Genomic DNA, 18,948 nt, shown 5'->3' with positions numbered 1-18,948 from the left:
CGGTTGTTCCGGCGCTGGGGTCGCTCTACACTGCCCGGTAAGGTAAACAGGCTTGCTGCAGGCCTGTCTGGCCGGTGCGGGACGATGAGCGAAGGCCTGGCGCGGGCGACCAATCTTGGTGGCGGCGCAGGCGAACTGGGGGCGGGTTCACTGCAAAACGCGCGGATTGTAACGAGTTTAAGCGCCCTTTGTCTTGCTGCGGCCTTAGCCGGGCCGGTGTTTGTGCCGGCGGCTGCCGCGTTCGAGATTTTCGGCATCAAGCTGTTTGAAGACCAGACGGAGGCGGATGCCGAGGCGGTGATTGCCGATCCGCAGCCCTATACGGTCGAGGTCACCGTCGCGGGCGAAGGGGAGGTGGAAAGCGCGGTACGCAATGCCTCGGCTCTCGTGGCCGATGCGGACGAGCCTGCTTCAGGTGCAGCCGGGTTGCTGGCCAAGGCGCGGGGCGATTACCGACGGATCATCGCCGCGCTTTATAATGAAGGTTATTACGGCGGCACGGTCCATGTCCTCGTGGCGGGACGCGAAGCGAGCGATCTTGCGCCTGACGTGTCGCTGCCTGACCCCGTCGGGGTCGTTATTACCGTGGATCCCGGCCCGTTGTTCAACTTCAACCGCGTCGCAGTGGTCAACGAAGCGCCCTTGACCAGCGATCCCGCGGATCTGGTGGAGCTGCCCGAGGAGCGCGGCTTTGGGTCCGGTGAGGTGGCCAAGTCGAGCGTCATTCTCGCGGCTGAAAAACTAGCTATCGAGGCTTGGCAGGAGCAAGGCTACCCCAAGGCGCAGATTCGCAGCCGCGAGGTCGTGGCCGATCACGCGACACGCACGGTAGATGTGGCGATCACGGTGGATCCGGGCCAGCATGCCGGGTTTGGTGACATCACCGTATCGGGTACCGAGCGGATGGACCCCGAGTTCGTGCGCCGCCAGACCGGCATCGAAGTGGGTGAGGAATACGATCCGGATACACTGGACCGGGCGCAAAAGCGCCTCGACCGGCTCGAAGTGTTCCGTTCGGCCCGGTTTGAAGCGGCCGAAGCGGTGGGCGCGGATGGTTTGCTGCCTTATCAATTGCTGGTGCAGGAGTTGCCGGGGCGCCGCTTTGGCGTGGGCGCCAGCTATTCCAGCATCGATGGGCTGGGAGTGGAAGGGTATCACCTTTGGCGCAACCTCTTCGGGCAGGCCGAGCGGCTGCGGCTCGATGCGCGCGTCGCGAGCATTGCTTATCCGGTGGAAACCGAAGAGTTCGACTATTTCTTTGGCGGCACCTTCACCAAGCCCGGGATCTGGACGCCCGATACGGATCTGGTGGCGGTAATTTCCGCCGAGCGGACGGTCAATCCAGCCTATATCGAGACATCGGCAACCGGGCGGGTCGGGCTGACCCATATCTTCTCGGATCAGCTGACCGTTGAAGGCGGCACGTTCTATGAGCGGGGCCGCTACGAGGATGATTTCGGCACGCGCGATTTCTCGCTGCTCGGTGTTTATGCGGGCGCCGTTTACGATGCGCGCGACGACAAGGTCGATCCGACCGGGGGCTTTTACCTCGCGGGCAATGTCGAGCCGTTCTACGAGCTGAGCTATGGCAATGCGGCGGCACAGCTGACGGTTGAAGGGCGCGCTTATTGGGGTTTTGGCGAGGACGAGCGGTTCGTTTTGGCCGGGCGACTCAAGGGCGGATTGCTGGCAGGCCCGGACCTGGCGGAAATTCCGCCTGACCGGCTGTTCTTTGCCGGCGGTGGCGGCTCGGTGCGTGGCTATGGGTTCAAGTCCATCGGCGTTGAAGGCCCCGATGGGATTGTCACCGGTGGTCGCTATCTGCTGGAAGGCTCGATCGAAGCGCGCGCCAAGATTACCGACACGATCGGTGCCGTGGCGTTTCTCGACGGGGGCTATGTGGCCGCAGACGAATTCCCGGGCATTGATGACCTGCAATTGGGCGCGGGGCTCGGGCTGCGCTATTACACGGGCCTTGGGCCGCTGCGGCTCGACGTGGCGGTGCCGCTCAACAAGCGGGACGAAGACCCTGACTACGCCATTTATGTCGGCATAGGACAAAGCTTTTGATGGCACTTTTCCCGTTCTTTCGGCGGCGGTTTGCGGCGCTTGTGGTTCTGGCGCTCGCGCTCCTGTTTGGCGCCACGGCGCTGTCGCTGTCCCAGGACGGGGGCGAAGAAGAGCAGAAGAACTGGATCACCAATTTCGTGCAGGACCGGCTATCGACCCCTGAACGGCAGATCCAGCTGTCCAATATCGAAGGGGCGCTCGGCTCCAATGTGGTGATCCGCGAGATCACCATAGCCGACGCGGAGGGCGTATGGCTGCGCGTCAACAATGCGCGGCTGAACTGGAACCAAGGCGCGCTGCTGCTGGGGCGCCTGGAAGTGCGTTCGCTTGCAGCCGATTCCATCGAATACCTGCGCAATGCCATACCCAATGACCAGCTCGACCTGCCGGCCCCCGAGGCCGTGCCGTTCAGCGTGCCCGAGTTCCCTGTGGCCATCACCATCGAGGAACTGGCCGTTCCGCGGGTGAGCTTTGGCGAGGACGTGTTTGGTCTCGCCTCCGAGATTTCGCTGGCCGGCGGGTTTACGCTGGCCGACGGCAATCTTGATGCGCAGCTCGATATTATCCGGCTCGACGGGCCGGGCGGAACGCTCGATCTCGATGTTGCCTACAGCAATGAAACCAGCAGCATCGAGCTGGCGCTCGCGCTGGTGGAGCCCGAAAACGGCGTGTTGGCCAATCTGTTGCGCATCGATGGGCGGCCGGCGGTGGAACTGCGGCTGACGGGATCGGGCCCGGTGGCCGGGCTGCAAACGCAGCTGACGCTGGTGGCCAATGGGCAAACCGCGCTGTCGGGCGGCGCCCAGATCACGCAGACGGGCGAGGGCCACAATATCGACCTGGATGTGCGCGGGCCGCTCGCGATGCTGGTGGCCGAGCCCTACCGGCCCTTCTTTGGCGCTGAATCGGTGCTGTCGGCCGATGCGCTGGTGCGCTCGGAAGGCGGGTTGAGCATCAGTGGCTTGCGGCTGAGCGGCGGGCAACTGGCGCTGGAAGCTTCGGCGCAAACCACGCCGGACAATTTCCTGCGTGAGTTGGTGCTGCGCGCCAATATCGCGGACAGCACAGGCGCGCCGGTGACGCTGCCGGTGCCGGGCGCCGCAACTACGGTGCAATCGGCCGTGCTCGCAGTGGATTACGGGGTGGGCGACAGCGAGGACTGGAGTTCGAGCTTTTCGGTAACGCAATACGCGACCGAGGGCTTTGCAGCGGATACGCTGGCGTTCAATCTAGGTGGCGTTGCGGCCAATCTGTCCGACCCGGCCACTCGCCGCCTGACCTTTAATGGCGATGGCACGCTGGGCGGCATTGCAGCATCGCCCGAGGTGGAAGCGGCGCTGGGCAACGGGATCGGCGTTGGCATTGCGGGCCTATGGAATGCCGGCCAGCCCGTTGAGCTGGCCGAGTTGCGCGTTGTCGGGGAAGCCCTGACAGCGGCGCTGTCGGGCACCATTTCGGGCCTCGATTTTACCGGCGACATCGCGATCGAAACGGCCAGCATTGCGCCGTTCTCGGGACTGGCTGGGCGGGAGCTCGATGGCGGGCTGACGCTGCGGGCGACCGGCAGCGTCATGCCGGTGACCGGGGTGTTCACGCTCGAACTCGACGGCACCGGGCGCGATCTGAAGATCGATGACGAGTTGGCAGACAATCTGTTGCAGGGCGAGGTTGCCCTGTCCGGCCTGGTGGCGCGCACCGAGGCGGGGCTGACCGCCAAGGAATTCCGCATCGCCAACCAGCAGGTGCAGGTACTGGCGGACGGCACCTTCTCGTCCAGCGCGGCCGATTTCACCTTCAATCTCGGCTTGGCCGACCTGGCGCTGCTCTCGCCCGAAGCAACCGGCGCGCTCAGTGTCGTGGGCACCGCCAAGGGCCAGGAGGGCGTGATTGCGCTTGATCTTGACGCCACCATTCCGAGCGGCACGCTGGCCGGACGGCCCTTGCGCGAAGCGGCGCTGGGCTTTGCCGGGCAATACCAGGACGCGCGGCTCGCGGGCGCCGTTACCGGCACCGCTTTCGTTGACGGACACCGCTCGAGCCTCGGGGCCGATGTGGATGTGAATGCCGATACCCAGGCTCTACGCAACATTGCGTTCCAGACTGTGGGCGCGGAAATCACTGGCGGGCTGGTGCGCAATGTGGCCAGCGGGCTGATCGATGGTGATCTCGTGGTTGCGGCGCCCGATATTTCGGTGGCGGCAGCGCTGGCGCTGGTGGAAGCGCGCGGCGCGATCAATGCTCGGGCAGTGTTGTCGGGTGTTGATGGCAAGCAGAATGCCAGCGTCAATGGCGATGTCTCCGGCCTTCGGATCAACGATATTCAGGTAGGCGCCGCTGATTTTACCGCCGAGATGGGTGATCTCTTTGGGGTGCCGGCGGTTGATGGCCGGGTTAATGCGAGCACGGTCGCGGCCGCGGGGGTGACGATCCAGACCCTTGAGGCGACGGCGAACCAGACCGGCGACACCACCGCGTTTGACGCACAGGCGCGGCTGGCGACGGGCACCGATGTGGACGTGGCGGGATCGCTGGCTCCGGTGGAGGGCGGCTATCGGCTGGCGCTCGATCGGGCGCAACTGGCGCAAGGGGAACTTTCGGCGCGCCTGGCGCAGCCAACCGTGCTGCAGGTGAGCGGCAACAATGTTGCGTTGCAGGCCGTGCGCTTCGATGTGGGTTCGGGCTCGATCACAGCGACCGGCTCGGCCGGGGACGTGCTCGACATTGCGCTCGAGGTCAATTCCCTGCCGCTGTCGATTGCCAATGCGGTGGCCCCGGATTTGGGCCTGGCGGGAACGCTCGATGGGCAGGCCCGCATTACCGGCAGCGGCAGCGATCCGCAGGTGCAGTTTACCGCACGCGGGGCGGGGATCAATGCAGCCGCGATCCGCGATTATGGGGTGGCCCCGCTGGCGCTGACCGCCGAAGGCAGTTTTGGCGGGGGCGTGGTGCGGCTTGGGTCGGTGCAGGCCAATGGCGCGGGCGGGTTGACCGTTTCGGGCAGCGGCAGCGTGCCGCTGGCGGGCGAGGGGCTCGATCTGCGCTTGCAGGGCGCGGCGCCGCTGACCCTGGCCAACCGCTTCGTCGCCGATCGCGGCGCGCAGTTGAGCGGCACGGTGCAACTTGACGCCCAAGTGAGGGGGAGCCTGCAGGCGCCGCAATTTGGCGGCTCAGTTTCCACCAGCAATGCGGGCTATGTCGATCCCGAGCTCAATCTGCGGCTGGTGGGGATCACCGGCTCGGCGAGCCTTTCGGGCACGCAGCTGGCGATCAATAGCCTTGGGGCGCAGCTCGCCACGGGGGGTACGGTTTCGGCCTCCGGTACGGTGGGACTGACCGGTGGTTTCCCGGCCGATTTGCGGCTGGCGCTGCGTTCGGCCCGTTACGCCGATGGCGACCTGTTCGTGGCGACCGCATCGGGCGATCTGGCACTGACGGGCAATCTGACCGGTTCGCCCCTGCTGAGCGGCAATCTCCTCGTCGAGGAAGCCAATATCACCGTGCCCGAGAATTTCGGTGGCGGTGCGGCGCTGGTCGAGGTGGAGCATGTGCGCCCGCCGCGCGATGTGGCGCAAACCCTTGCCCGGGCGGAGGTGACCACCCGCGGCGGGGTACCGGTGCCGCGTACGCGGCCAGCCGGCGTCGTGCTTGATGTCAATGTCAACGCACCCAACCAGATCTTTGTGCGCGGCCGCGGGCTTGATGCGGAAGTGGGGGGCACGGTGCGGCTCACCGGACCGCTCAACGATATCCAGCCGGTGGGGGCGTTCGAGCTCAATCGCGGGCGGTTGAGCCTTTTGGGTCAACGCATCGTGTTTGATAGCGGCATTGTCACGCTGGTGGGCGATCTGGATCCCGTGATCAATTTTGTCGCGAGCACCGAGGGCGACGACATTACGGTGTTCGTTACGGTCGCAGGCCGGGTGTCGGATGTCGAGGTGACCTTCACCTCCAATCCGGTGTTGCCGCAGGATGAAGTGCTGGCGCGGCTAATCTTCAAACGCTCTATGGGTGAACTGTCGCCGCTGCAGCTGGCGCGGCTGGCGGGCGCGGCGGCCGAACTGATGGGCGGCGGCGGTGGAGGCCTCGTGGACTCCTTGCGCGGTGCTGCCGGGCTCGATGATCTCGATGTGGTCACCGACGCGGAAGGCAATGTGGCCGTGCAAGCCGGCACTTATATCCAGGACAATGTGTATCTGGGCGTGCAGGCTGGTGCCGGCGGGCAGAGCCGGGTGACGATCAATCTCGATGTGACTGACGACCTCAAGGTGACGGGCGCTGCTGGACAGAACGGCGAATCCGCGCTCGGGGTGTATTACGAGAAGGATTATTGAGGGGGCTTGCCTGTGTTGGTTGGCCGAGCGATCTCGTGATGGGCTCCGGCTCAGTGCCGGGGCCGGGAAGGAGCGTTGCTGAGGGACCCGCACCCCCGTCCCCTTAAGGGGGAGGGGAGGGTTCGCCCTTAGCTTTGGTGCCGTGGAGGGCGTTGTATAGGGGCGCCCTCTGCAAGATCAGGATGGGCCCTGGCTCAAGGCCGGGGGTGACAATCGCGGTCGCGGGCGGGTTCAAGCCCTTGACCGATTGCTGTGAGGCGAGGGCCGGCTGTTGCCGGCCCAGTTTTTTTGCTAGCGAGCGCCACCGGTTTTGGCGGCCTTGGCTTCGTCCCACCACCAGATGGTGGGGAAGCCGCTGGAGAATTCGGGCAGGGGCTCGGGGTGGCTGAAGCGGTCCCAGTGCGCGATGCGCGAGGTGCGCAGGGAATAGGACGGCACCACGAAATGATGGGCAAGCAGCACCCGGTCGAGCGCCTTGGTGACGGCTTCCTGGGTGGCGCGGTCATCGGCGACCACAAGCTTGTCGATCAGGGCGTCGATGCCGGGATCGGCAATGCCGGCATAGTTCTGCGAGCCCTCTTCGTTGACCGTTGAGGAGCCGAAGAAGTAGCGCTGCTCGTTGCCCGGCGAGAAGGATTGCGGCCAGCCGGCATAGGTTACGTCGTAGTCGAAGGAGCGCAGGCGGTTGATGTATTGCGGGCTGTCGACGGTGCGCAGCGAGACGGCGACGCCGATCTGGGCGAGGTTGGTGACGAGGTTGGCGGCGACAGGCTCGATGGTGGGGCCGTTGAGCAGGATTTCAAAGCTCAGCTGCTGACCATTGGCATCGATGAGACGGTTGCCCTCGAGGCGGTAGCCGGCTTCGGTGAGGAGGCCGAGCGCGGTACGCAGATTGGCGCGCAGCTTGGTTGGATCGCCGCCGACTGGATTGGTGTAGGGCTCGGTGAAGACGCTGGCGGGCACGAGGTCACGCACGGATTCGAGCACTTCCAGTTCCTCGCCCTCGGGCAAGCCGGTGGAGCGGAAGGGCAGGCCGAAGAAGTAGCTGTCGACGCGCTCATACTGGCCATAAAACAGGGTGTTGCTCAGCTCCTCGAAGTTGAAAGCGTAGTTGAGGGCTTGGCGCACGCGCTGATCCTGGAATTTTTCGCGACGCAGATTGGGCACAAAGCCGATCATGAGGCCGGAATTGGCATAATCCTGGGGGAAGAGTTCCTGGATGATGCGGCCTTGAGCGACGGCAGGGAAATCATAGGCGGTGGCCCAGCGGCGCGCGGAATTCTCGTTCCACCAATCGAACTGGTCGCCCTTGAAGGCCTCGAACTGCACGGTCAGATCGAGGAAGTACTCGATGCGGTATTCGCTGAAATTGTTCTGACCGATCTGGGTTGGGTGGTCGGCGCCCCAGTAATCCTCGACGCGGGTATAGGTGATGGTGCGGCCCGCATCGAAGCTGGCGAGGCGATAGGGGCCCGAGCCCAAGGGCGGCTCAAGGGTAGACTGGGCGATGTCGCGCTGCTTGCCATTGGCGTCGGTGCCCTCCCACCAGTGCTTGGGAAACACCTGTAATTGCCCGAGGATCAGCGGCAATTCGCGGTTGCCGGTCTGGTTGAAGGTGAAGGTCACCTCGCCGGGCGCGGTGACTTCGGCGCTTTCGATATTGGCATAGTACTGCATGCGGTCGGGATTGAGTTCGATGTTCTTTTCGAAGGTCCAGACCACGTCTTCGGCTGTGACCGGCTGGCCATCGTGCCAGCGCGCCTTGGGGTTCATCCGGAAGGTGACTGCACCGTAGTCCGGGGCGATCTGCAGGCTTTCGGCGAGCAGGCCGTAATAGGCGCTGACCTCATCAAGGGAGGGGGTCAGCAGGGTTTCGAACAGCAGGCCGACGCCGTCGGCGGGCTCACCCTTGGGAAGGATTGGGTTGAAGGTATCGAAGCCGCCCAGGCTGCCCAGCCGCACCGTGCCGGCCTTGGGCGCATCGACATTGACGTAATCGAAATGGGGGAATCCATCGGGGTATTTGGGCTCGCCTTCCATGATGAAGGATGAGGTCCAAACGCCAGTCGGGGTCTGGGCCCCGGCGGGCAGGGCAAGGCAGAACAGGGCCAGGGCGGTGGCAACAAGGGGCGCAAACTTCATCGGCTGGCTCCGAACATGGGCAGAAACTGTGGTTGGAATCTAGGCTGGTTTGTCATGGGCCGACAGGGGCAGGCGGATCAAGATCACGCGTGTCGGTGGTGGCAATGTCGAAGGCGGCGGCCATAAGCGCGCGGGTATAGTCCGTCTGGGGCGCGGCAAAGACATCGACGGCGGCTCCACTTTCCACCACCTTGCCATTGCGCATGACGAGGAGGGTATTGGCGAGGGCGCGCACGACTTTAAGATCGTGGGAGATGAACAGATAGGTGAGGCCGCGCCGGGCCTGAATGTCGCGCAGGAGATCGACGATCTGGGCCTGGATGGAGACATCGAGCGCCGAGGTCGGCTCGTCGAGCACCAAGAAGCGCGGCTCGAGCACGATCGCGCGGGCAATGGCAATGCGCTGGCGCTGGCCGCCCGAGAATTCGTGGGGATAGCGGAAGCGGGTGGCGGGCGAGAGGCCGACCTCCTCAAGCGCTCGGACGACGCGGCGGTCGCGCTCGGCGGCGTCGAGTTTTGGGGCGTGAACTTCGAGCCCTTCGCCGATGATGCGGTCAACCGAAAGGCGCGGGCTGAGCGAGCCGAAAGGATCCTGAAAGACGATCTGCAGATCGGCGCGCAGCGGGCGCATGGCGCGCCAAGAGCGTTCGTGCACCTCGTTGCCAAGCACGACGATGCGGCCCTGCGAGGCGATGAGGCGGAGGAGGGCCAGACCCAGGGTGGATTTGCCCGAGCCGCTTTCACCGACAACACCAAGGGTTTCGCCCTGGCGGATGGCCAGGTCGATCCCGTCCACTGCCTTGATGTGGCCGACAGTGCGGCGCAGCAAGCCACGCTTGATCGGAAACCAGACGCGCAGGTCCTTGGCTTCTAGCGCGATCGGTGCATCGGGGCGGGCCGGCGGCGGGGCGCCCTTGGGCTCGGCGGCGAGGAGGCGCTGGGTATAGGGGTGTTGGGGCGCGGCAAAGAGGGCTTTGACCGCGCCGGTTTCAACAATCTCGCCGGCCTGCATGACGCAGACCCGGTCGGCGATGCGGCGGACGATGCCGAGGTCATGGGTGATAAAGAGCATGGCCATGCCCAGCCGCGCCTGCAACTGCTTGAGGAGGGTCAGGATCTGCGCCTGGACGGTAACGTCGAGCGCGGTGGTGGGCTCGTCGGCGATCAGGAGGTCCGGCTCGTTGGCGAGCGCCATGGCGATCATCACGCGCTGGCGCTGGCCGCCCGAAAGCTGATGCGGATAGGAGGCGAGGCGACTGGCGGGATCGGGGATGCCGACCTGATCGAGCAGTTCCAGGGTGCGGGCGCGGGCGGCGTTGGGGCGCAGGCCACGATGGACCGCAAGCACTTCACCGATCTGGCGCTCAACGGTGTGGACAGGATTGAGGGAGCTCATGGGCTCCTGGAAGATCATGGAAATGCGGTTGCCGCGCACGGCGCGCAGTTCGGCGGCGGAGGCGGAAACGAGGTTGGTGGCGCCGAGCTGGATTTCCCCCGCAACGGTGGCGGTGGGCGGCAGGAGCTTGAGGATGGACAGGGCGGTGACGGATTTGCCCGAGCCGCTTTCACCCACAAGCGCCAGGGTTTCGCCTGGCGCGATATCAAAGGCGATGTTGTGGGCAGCATCGGCAGGGCCGAAGCTGATGGTGAGGTCGCGCACGGAGAGGAGAGGGGTCATGGGGTGGCCTCCTCATGGTGGTGATTGGTGGCTTGAGTGGTCGGATGGCGGGATGCCGGTGCTGGTTGCGGCCGCCGTGTTTCGTTGATGGACCCCCTCCCTAGCCCTCCCCTCAAGGGGGAGGGGACCGCTCGTTTGGGCACCGGCGTATCAGCACACACGCCGAGTTTGCGGCGGGGCCTCAACCCCCACCCCGGCCCTCCCCTCAAGGGGGAGGGGGTGGAGCGAAGCTCACGGATATCGGTGGGGACAATGACTATCATGCCAGGGTCCGGCGGGGGTCGAAGGCGTCGCGGACGGCTTCGCCGATGAAGACGAGGAGGGTCATCATCAGGGCGATGGTGAAAAAGCCGGTGAGGCCGAGCCAGGGCGCTTGGAGGTTGTTCTTGCCCTGGGCGAGGAGTTCACCAAGCGAAGGGGAGCCGGGGGGCAGGCCGAAGCCAAGGAAGTCCAGCGAGGTCAGGGTGGCGACGGAGCCCGAAAGAATAAAGGGCATGAAGGTCAGCGTGGCGACCATGGCATTGGGAAGGAGGTGGCGGATCATGATGGTCCAGTTGCCGACGCCAAGGGCGCGGGCGGCGGCGATATATTCAAAATTGCGGCCGCGCAGGAATTCGGCGCGCACGATGCCAACGAGCGCGACCCAAGAAAACAGCAAGAGAATGCCAAGCAGCACCCAGAAGCTTGGGGCAATGAAGCTCGAGATGATCAGCAGCAGATACAGGGCGGGGATCGAGGTCCAGATCTCGATGAAGCGCTGCATCAGTAGATCGGTCCAGCCGCCGAAATAGCCCTGCACCGCACCGGCGGCGACGCCGATGATGGAGGAAGCAATGGTCAGCACGAGACCGAAGAGGATGGAGATGCGGAAGCCATAGAGCAGGCGGGCGAGGACGTCACGGCCGCGGTCGTCGGTGCCCAGCCAGTGGTAATTGCCGAGATTGCACTCGGGATCATCGACCCCCAGGGGATAGCGGGCGCAGTTTTCGGCGCGGTCCATGGTCCAGCTGGGCGCAACGGCGCCGGAATAGGGTAGGTAGCTGTCGACAGTGGCGTAGCTGAAGTGCACGGGCGGCCAGATTGCCCAGCCGTTCGCCTTGATCTCGTCAGCGATGAAGGGATCGCGGTAATTGGTGACGGCAAGAAAGCCGCCGAACTGGGATTCGGGATAATCCACAAAGGCGGGAAAGAGCAGTTCGCCCTTGTAGGAGACGAGGATGGGCCGGTCATTGGCGATGAATTCAGATCCCAGCGTGAGGATGAAGAGGACAAGGAAGATCCAAAGCGACCAGAAGCCCCGCCGGTTGGCGCGAAAATTGGCGAGGCGCCGCTGGTTGATTGGGGACAGCCAGCCATTGCGTGGGGCTTCGAGCACGGCAGCTTGTTCGGCCATTTCGCTCATAGGCCGCGGCTTTCGAAATCAATGCGGGGATCGACCCACATATAGGCGAGGTCGGAGAGGAGGCTGATCACGAGGCCGAGCAGGGAGAAGATATAAAGGGTGGCAAAAACCACAGGATAATCGCGGTTGGCGACGGACTGGAAGCCGAGCAGGCCCAGCCCATCGAGCGAGAAGATGGTTTCGATGAGGAGCGAGCCACCAAAGAAAGCGCCAACAAAGGCCCCGGGGAAGCTCGCGATAATCAGCATCATGGCGTTGCGGAAGACATGGCCATACAGCACCTGCCGTTCGGTCAGCCCCTTGGCGCGGGCGGTAGTGACATATTGCTTGCCGATCTCATCGAGAAACGAGTTCTTGGTGAGGAGGGTCGTCGTCGCAAAGGCTCCCAGAGCCATGGCGGTGATGGGCAAGACGAGGTGCCAGGCGTAATCAAGAATCTGGCGCCACCAGGGGAAGTTCTCAAAGCCGGGCGAGGTCAGGCCGCGCAGGGGAAACAGCGACCAGAAGCTGCCGCCGGCAAAGAGGACAATGAGCGCGATGGCGATGAGAAAGCCGGGAATGGCATAGCCCACGATGATGACCGTCGAGGTCCAGACATCGAAGCGCGAGCCGTCGCTGATGGCTTTGCGGATGCCCAGGGGAATGGAGATGCCGTAGGAGATCAGCGTCATCCAGAGCCCCAGTGAAATGGAGACGGGCATTTTTTCGCGGATGAGGTCGATCACGGAGATGTCGCGGAAATAGCTCTCGCCGAAATCGAAGCGCAGGTAGTTCCACAGCATGGTGCCGAAGCGCTCAAGCGGGGGCTTGTCGAAGCCGAATTGCTGCTCGATCCGGGCGACCAGCTCGGGCGGCAGGCCGCGCGAGCCGCGATAAACCGAATTGGCGTTGGCGTTGTTGGCGCTGGGCTGGGCGGCGAAATCGCCACCTGCGCTGCCGGTGACGCGCTCAGCGATGGAGCTGTTCTGCCCGCTCAGATTGGCGAGCGCCTGCTCGACCGGGCCGCCGGGGGCGAACTGGATCACCAGAAACGAGATCGCCATGATGCCGAACACGGTCGGTATCATCAGCAGGAGGCGGCGAAGAATATAGGCGCCCATCAGATCTCCATGGCTGGCTGTGCCCGAGCAAAGCGCCGAAGCTGCCCATGTGCAAATCACCAGCAGGTGAAATGGCTTACCGACCACAGCAACACTTCCCCCGCAAGATGGCAAGTGCCGAGGCGGTGCTTTGGGTTCGGTGCCGCTTCGGCGGGGCGGGGTTGCGGCAAAGGGGGATGAACGGCACAATCGGGGCAGCAACAAGGAGCCGGCGATGGCGTTCGAAACAATTGCCCAAGTCGAGGACCTGTCCATGGCGCGGGTGCTGGTGGTGGCGCTGCGCGCGCATGGCTTTCATCCGCTCGAGGGCGGGGAAGGCGGACTGCCGGGCGTGCGGGGGCTGTTTGGGCCCCGCGGCGTGCCGGTGCAGGTGCCAGAAGAGGAGGCGGGGGACGCAACCCTTCTGGCGCGCGAGTTGTTGAAGGAAATGCAGGGGCCTTAAAACTGCCACATCAGTGAATGGTGGTCCACGCGAAGCGGGCGATTGTGTCACACCAGTGGTTTGGCTATAAGCGCGCCCATTGTTAACCTTTAGGCAGGCCTTCGGGCAGGAGCGACTTCATGGCGGCTTGGATGCGCGGATCGGTATCGGCAGCGGGTTTGGCAGCGGTGGCCCTTTTGATGGCCGGTTGCTCTTCAACCTCCAACACCGCAAATCTCAACACGATCGGCGCCCCGGCGCAGTTGCAGCCGGTGCAGCCTTCGAGCGTGCAGCAAAGCACGCTGCCGGCACTGGGCGGCGCTACTGGCGCGCCCGCTCCCGGGCTGTCGGGTCAGCCCGTGTTGGGCGGCGTTCCCAGCACCCCTCCAGGCATGGCTGGGGGCGTTTCATCGCTGCCGCCGGTTGGTGCGTCCACCCAGACGGCTTCCAACAGCTCGTTTGTAACACTTGGGCCCAATGGCGCGGCGCCTGCTGCGTCGGGCGGCTTTACTGCCGGCCCCGAGGGCGTTTGGACCGTGCAGGCCGGGCCGACGCAGTGCCGGCTCAACCTGCCCATGACCGCCAAGACTGGCACCAGCTATTACCGCGCATCGGCGCCGGGCTGCGGCGTGCCGGGCCTTGCTTCGGTAGGCGGCTGGCAGCAGGTCGGCTCGCAGCTGCAGCTCTATGATGAGAATGGTAATATCGCAGCGTTCCTTGCACCGAGCGGCGGGCGCTATATCGGTACGCTGGGCGGCGGCCAAGCCATTTCCATGCAGCGCTGATCGCGCCTGACTTGCCAAGCCAGCCTGACCCATCCGCATCGTCCCAGTCGGGGCCGGTGAGCGCTGCTTATGCGGCGCTTGTCGCGCGTGGCGGTTTGAGCCGCGATCCCGCCCAGGAACAGGCGGCGGGATTACTGGACGGTATTGCCACTGCGCTCGACGCTTCGGCTTCCGGAGGCTTTCTGGCCCGGTGGCTCGACAAGCCGCAGCCCGTCAAGGGGCTCTACCTTTATGGCGAGGTGGGACGCGGCAAGACCATGCTGATGGATCTGTTCTACGAGGCGGTGGAAATCCCGCAGAAGCGGCGGGTGCATTTCCATGCCTTCATGGACGAGATCCACGCGGGCATTGCCGCGTTCCGCAAGCGCGCCAAGGCCAAGGGTGATGATAGCGATCCGGTGGAAGCGGTGGTGCGGCCCATCCTAAAGGGTGGGTTGCGGCTGTTGTGCCTCGATGAATTTCATGTGCACGATATCACCAATGCCATGCTGCTCAACCGGCTGTTCGAAAAGCTGTTTGCCGGCGGGGTGACGCTGGTGGCGACCTCCAATGTGGTGCCCGACCGGCTGTACGAGAACGGGCTTAACCGTGAGCTGTTCCTGCCCTTTATTGCGCTGCTCAAGCAGTACACGCTGGTGGCTTCGCTCGATGCGGAGCAGGATTACCGGCGGCTCAAATTTGCCGGGCAACAGGTGTTTGCCTTTGGTGTCGGACCCGAAACCCGGGCAGCGATGGATCGGTTGTGGCTGCGCCTGACTGGGGGCGAACCGGGGCGGCCGACGACCATTCACAGCATCGGGCGGGAGATCGCCGTGCCGCTGGCGGCTCGGGGCGCGGCCCGGTTCGGCTTTGCCGACCTTTGCGAAAAGCCGCTGGGCTCGCGCGACTTCGTGCTGATCGCACAGAGTTTTGAAGCGATGATCATCGATGGCGTGCCGCAGATGGATCGCACCAAGAGCGATGCCGCCAAGCGTTTCATCCTGCTGATCGACAATCTTTATGACCGCGGCGTCAAGCTCGGCGCCAGTTTTGCCGTGCCGCTGGCGGAACTGGGGCGCGACGATCGCACCGCCTTCGAGTTCGAGCGCACGGTCTCGCGGCTGGTCGAGATGCAGTCGGAAGAATACCTAGGCAAGGCGCTGCGCGGCGTCGGGGTGGCCGAGCACTGAGATGGAGCGCATCATGATCATTGGTGCGCCGGGTGCGGGAAAGACATGGTTGGCTGGCCAAGTTTCGGCCAAGCTCGGGTTGCCGGTGATCTCGGTTGACCAGTTTGTGCATGACAGGGGTGGCAAGCTTCGGCCTGCTGACACCATTGACCAAGATGTCCGGGCTGCGGCAGAGCTGCCGCGCTGGATTATCGAGGGCGGTAATACCCGAACCTATGGGGACAGAGTTGCCCGTGCGGACTGCGTGGTCCGCCTCAAGCTGCCGCGATTGCTGCGGCTGTGGCGGCTGTGGCGCCGTGAGGGCGTTAACCTTGGCCTGTGGCGCGGCGCCTGGAGCTATGAGCGCGTGCTCGGAGACAGAGACGAAGCGGTGCTTAGCGCGGCCGTTGGCACCCCGGTATATGATCTTCGATCAGCGGCTGCGGTCCGGGGTTTTCTGCGCATCCTTCCATGCCCGCTCGGCATGGGGGCTTCCCCCATGGGCAAGGGATGAGGGGGAGTTTAGACGAAGGGTTCACTTGCCCCTGTGGCGCGACAGGGTTAAGAGGTGCGCCAATTCAACGCAGTGGGGATTGAGGCTTATGGCGCGCAAAAAGATCGCTCTTATCGGCTCGGGACAGATCGGCGGAACGCTGGCGCATCTGGCAGCGCTCAAGGATCTGGGCGACATCGTGCTGTTCGACATCGTCGATGGCGTGCCCCAGGGCAAGGCGCTGGACATTTCCCAGTCTGCACCGGTTGAAGGCTATGACGCCAAGATCACCGGCACCTCCGAATACAAGGACCTCGCAGGAGCCGATGTGGTGATCGTCACCGCCGGCGTGCCGCGCAAGCCCGGCATGAGCCGCGACGATCTGCTCGAAATCAACCTCAAGGTGATGGAGCAGGTGGGCGCGGGTATCGCCAAATATGCACCCGACGCTTTTGTGATCTGCATCACCAACCCGCTCGACGCCATGGTCTGGGCGCTGCAGAAGTTCTCGGGCCTGCCCACCAACAAGGTGATCGGCATGGCCGGCGTGCTCGACAGCTCGCGCTTTGTGCATTTCATCGCCGATGAGCTCAATGTCTCGGTCGAAGACGTCAATGCGTTCGTGCTGGGCGGGCATGGCGACACGATGGTGCCGCTGGCGCGCTATTCCACCGTGGCCGGCATTCCGCTGACCGATATCGTCAAGATGGGCTGGATGAGCCGCGAAAAGCTCGACGCCATCATCCAGCGCACCCGGGATGGCGGCGCCGAGATCGTGGGCCTGCTCAAGACCGGGTCGGCCTTTTATGCGCCGGCAACCTCGGCCATTGCGATGGCCGAGAGCTATCTCAAGGACAAGAAGCGCGTGCTGCCTGCTGCCGCGTTCCTCAATGGCGAATATGGCGTCAAGGGCACCTATGTCGGCGTCCCCGTGGTGATCGGGGCCAATGGCGCCGAAAAGATCATCGAGATCGCACTCAATGGCGCCGAGCAGAAGGCATTCGACAGCTCGGTGGACGCCGTCGAAGGCTTGATCGAGGCCTGTAAGAAGATCGCACCCAAGCTGGCCTGATGGTACTCCGAGCGCTCCCGCCGGGCGCCTAGCGCAGATTTCTGCGCTTCCGGTGCTCACGTACTCAACGTACGCTGCGCTCCGGTTCTCGACATCCACGCTATCCGCCGCGGCGGATAGCCCCCAGAGCACCATCAGGTGCCCCACACAGGGTTCAAGCAAATGAACATTCACGAACACCAGGCCAAAGAGCTGCTGAAGTCCTACGGTGCGCCCGTGGCTGAAGGCGTTGTGATTTATTCGGCTGACGAGGCGGAAGCCGCGGCCAAGAGGCTGCCCGGGCCGCTTTATGTGGTCAAGTCGCAGATCCATGCCGGCGGACGCGGCAAGGGCAAGTTCAAGGAACTTGGGCCCGATGCCAAGGGCGGCGTGCGGCTGGCACGCTCCATTGACGAGGTGAAGGCATTCGCCAAGGAGATGCTGGGCAACACGCTCGTGACCAAGCAGACCGGCGATGCGGGCAAGCAGGTTAATCGCCTTTATATCGAAGACGGTGCCGACATCGCACGCGAGCTGTATTGCTCGCTGCTGGTGGATCGCAGCAGCAGCCGCGTGGCTTTCGTTGTGTCCACCGAAGGCGGCATGGATATTGAAGCGGTTGCCGAGCACACGCCCGAAAAGATCATCTCGGTGGCGATCGACCCGCAGACGGGTGTGACCGAAGCCGATGTGGCCAAGATCGCCGACGCACTGGCGCTCGAAGGCGACGCCAAGGCGGACGCCGCCAAGCTGTTCCCCATTCTCTACAAGGCGTTTGTCGAGACGGATATGAGCCTGCTCGAGGTCAATCCGCTGATCGTGATGACCGATGGTCATCTGCGGGTGCTCGACGCCAAGGTGAGCTTCGATAACAACGCCGCCTTCCGCCACCCCGAGCTCAAGGAGCTGCGCGACCTTTCGGAAGAAGACGAAAAGGAAATCGAGGCGTCCAAGTACGATCTGGCTTATGTGGCGCTCGATGGCAATATCGGCTGCATGGTGAACGGGGCCGGCCTTGCCATGGCCACCATGGACATCATCAAGCTCTATGGCGCCGAGCCGGCGAACTTCCTCGATGTGGGCGGTGGCGCGACCAAGGAAAAGGTCACGGCAGCGTTCAAGATCATCACCGCCGATCCGGCAGTGGAAGGCATCCTCGTCAACATCTTTGGCGGCATCATGCGCTGCGATGTGATCGCCGAGGGCGTGATCGCTGCGGTCAAGGAAGTGGGCCTGCAGGTGCCGCTGGTGGTGCGCCTCGAGGGCACCCGGGTCAAGGAAGGCAAGGAGATCCTCAACCAGTCGGGTCTCAACGTCATCTCCGCCGATGACCTCGACGACGCTGCCCAGAAGATCGTCGCCGCGGTCAAGGCCGCCTGATCCCCCCACACGATTAAAGCGTAGGCCCAAACCATGTCCATTCTCGTCAACAAAGACACCAAGGTCCTCGTGCAGGGGCTGACCGGCAAGACCGGCACGTTCCATACCGAACAGGCGCTGGCCTATTACGGCACCAAGATGGTGGGTGGCGTTAACCCCAAAAAGGCCGGGGAAACCTGGACCAGCGGGCTTGATGCTTCGGCGTCGCTGCCCGTGTTCGCCTCGGTTGCCGAAGGCAAGGAGCGCACCGGTGCCACCGCATCGGTGATCTATGTGCCCCCTCCGGGCGCTGCCGCGGCCATCGAGGAAGCCATCGATGCGGAAATCCCGCTGATCGTGTGCATCACCGAGGGCATTCCGGTGCTCGACATGGTGCGGGTCAAGGCCAAGCTCGAAAAGAGCAAGTCGCGCCTCCTGGGCCCCAACTGCCCCGGCGTTTTGACGCCAGAGGAATGCAAGATCGGCATCATGCCCGGCTCGATCTTCTCCAAGGGCTCGGTGGGTATTGTTTCGCGGTCGGGCACGCTTACCTATGAGGCAGTGTTCCAGACCACCAATGAGGGCCTGGGGCAGACCACGGCAGTCGGTATCGGCGGTGATCCGGTCAAGGGCACCGAATTCATCGACATGCTCGAAATGTTCCTGGCCGACGAAGCGACCAAGTCGATCATCATGATCGGCGAAATCGGTGGTTCGGCCGAAGAAGACGCGGCGCAGTTCCTGATCGATGAAGCCAAGCGCGGCCGCAAGAAGCCGATGGCCGGCTTTATCGCGGGCCTGACCGCTCCGGCCGGGCGCACGATGGGCCATGCCGGCGCGGTGATCTCGGGCGGCAAGGGCGGCGCGCAGGACAAGATTGCGGCCATGGAAGCGGCGGGGATCAAAGTATCCAAGTCCCCGGCGCGGATCGGCAAGACCTTGGCGGAAGTGCTTAAGGGCTGATGGGG

At 64.0% G+C, this 18,948-nt stretch carries 13 protein-coding genes; 9 read left to right on the top strand and 4 right to left on the bottom strand.

Annotation, left to right across the window (positions count from 1 at the left end; translation table 11 throughout):
• Positions 1-84 precede the first annotated feature (84 nt).
• Positions 85-2,070, top strand: coding sequence for an autotransporter assembly complex family protein (locus ELX51_RS12445; RefSeq protein WP_127753823.1), 1,986 nt, complete (start codon positions 85-87; stop codon positions 2,068-2,070).
• Positions 2,070-6,401 (top strand): translocation/assembly module TamB domain-containing protein, encoded by a 4,332-nt coding sequence (locus tag ELX51_RS12440; RefSeq protein WP_127753822.1) that lies wholly within the window; start codon positions 2,070-2,072, stop codon positions 6,399-6,401. The genes ELX51_RS12445 and ELX51_RS12440 overlap by 1 nt, the downstream gene beginning before the upstream one ends.
• Before the next feature lie 291 nt (positions 6,402-6,692).
• Here ELX51_RS12440 and ELX51_RS12435 read toward each other — a convergent pair whose 3' ends face one another.
• The 4 genes from ELX51_RS12435 to ELX51_RS12420 all read right to left on the bottom strand — a co-directional run bounded on the left by ELX51_RS12435 (position 6,693) and on the right by ELX51_RS12420 (position 12,723).
• Positions 6,693-8,543 carry an extracellular solute-binding protein gene (locus ELX51_RS12435; RefSeq protein ID WP_127753821.1) on the bottom strand — a complete coding sequence of 617 codons (1,851 nt, stop codon included), beginning with the start codon at positions 8,541-8,543 and terminating at the stop codon, positions 6,693-6,695.
• Between the two features lie 52 nt (positions 8,544-8,595).
• Entirely contained in the window at positions 8,596-10,221 is a 1,626-nt protein-coding gene (locus ELX51_RS12430) for an ABC transporter ATP-binding protein (RefSeq protein WP_127753820.1), read from the bottom strand.
• A 259-nt stretch (positions 10,222-10,480) separates the two neighbouring features.
• On the bottom strand, positions 10,481-11,614 hold the full coding sequence (locus ELX51_RS12425) for an ABC transporter permease (RefSeq protein ID WP_348983116.1): 1,134 nt from the start codon (positions 11,612-11,614) through the stop codon (positions 10,481-10,483).
• Between the two features lie 5 nt (positions 11,615-11,619).
• Positions 11,620-12,723, bottom strand: a complete 1,104-nt coding sequence (locus ELX51_RS12420) for a microcin C ABC transporter permease YejB (protein ID WP_127753818.1) — start codon at positions 12,721-12,723, stop codon at positions 11,620-11,622.
• Between the two features lie 214 nt (positions 12,724-12,937).
• On the opposite strand from ELX51_RS12420, the gene ELX51_RS12415 reads away from it, so the two are divergent.
• The 7 genes from ELX51_RS12415 to sucD all read left to right on the top strand — a co-directional run bounded on the left by ELX51_RS12415 (position 12,938) and on the right by sucD (position 18,943).
• On the top strand, positions 12,938-13,165 hold the full coding sequence (locus ELX51_RS12415; RefSeq protein WP_127753817.1) for a hypothetical protein: 228 nt from the start codon (positions 12,938-12,940) through the stop codon (positions 13,163-13,165).
• A 119-nt stretch (positions 13,166-13,284) separates the two neighbouring features.
• Positions 13,285-13,929, top strand: coding sequence for an AprI/Inh family metalloprotease inhibitor (locus ELX51_RS12410; RefSeq protein WP_127753816.1), 645 nt, complete (start codon positions 13,285-13,287; stop codon positions 13,927-13,929).
• Positions 13,930-13,985: 56 nt separating this feature from the next.
• A complete protein-coding gene (gene zapE / locus ELX51_RS12405) occupies positions 13,986-15,098 on the top strand; it encodes a cell division protein ZapE (protein WP_164854856.1) in 1,113 nt (370 codons plus the stop codon).
• Positions 15,099-15,111: 13 nt separating this feature from the next.
• Positions 15,112-15,591, top strand: a complete 480-nt coding sequence (locus ELX51_RS12400) for a hypothetical protein (RefSeq protein WP_127753814.1) — start codon at positions 15,112-15,114, stop codon at positions 15,589-15,591.
• 88 nt (positions 15,592-15,679) lie between these two features.
• Entirely contained in the window at positions 15,680-16,642 is a 963-nt protein-coding gene (gene mdh / locus ELX51_RS12395; RefSeq protein WP_127753813.1) for a malate dehydrogenase, read from the top strand.
• Positions 16,643-16,804: 162 nt separating this feature from the next.
• The gene (sucC, locus tag ELX51_RS12390) at positions 16,805-18,001 is read left to right on the top strand and encodes an ADP-forming succinate--CoA ligase subunit beta (RefSeq protein WP_127753812.1); all 1,197 of its coding nucleotides are present in this window, start codon (positions 16,805-16,807) and stop codon (positions 17,999-18,001) included.
• A gap of 33 nt (positions 18,002-18,034) precedes the next feature.
• Positions 18,035-18,943 carry a succinate--CoA ligase subunit alpha gene (sucD, locus tag ELX51_RS12385; protein ID WP_127753811.1) on the top strand — a complete coding sequence of 303 codons (909 nt, stop codon included), beginning with the start codon at positions 18,035-18,037 and terminating at the stop codon, positions 18,941-18,943.
• Positions 18,944-18,948 lie beyond the last annotated feature (5 nt).

This window comes from Devosia sp. 1566 (assembly GCF_004005995.1).
In the GTDB taxonomy this organism is placed as follows: Bacteria; Pseudomonadota; Alphaproteobacteria; order Rhizobiales; family Devosiaceae; genus Devosia.
Note: the sequence above shows the minus strand (reverse complement) of the source record. Positions and strands in the feature narration are given on the sequence as shown.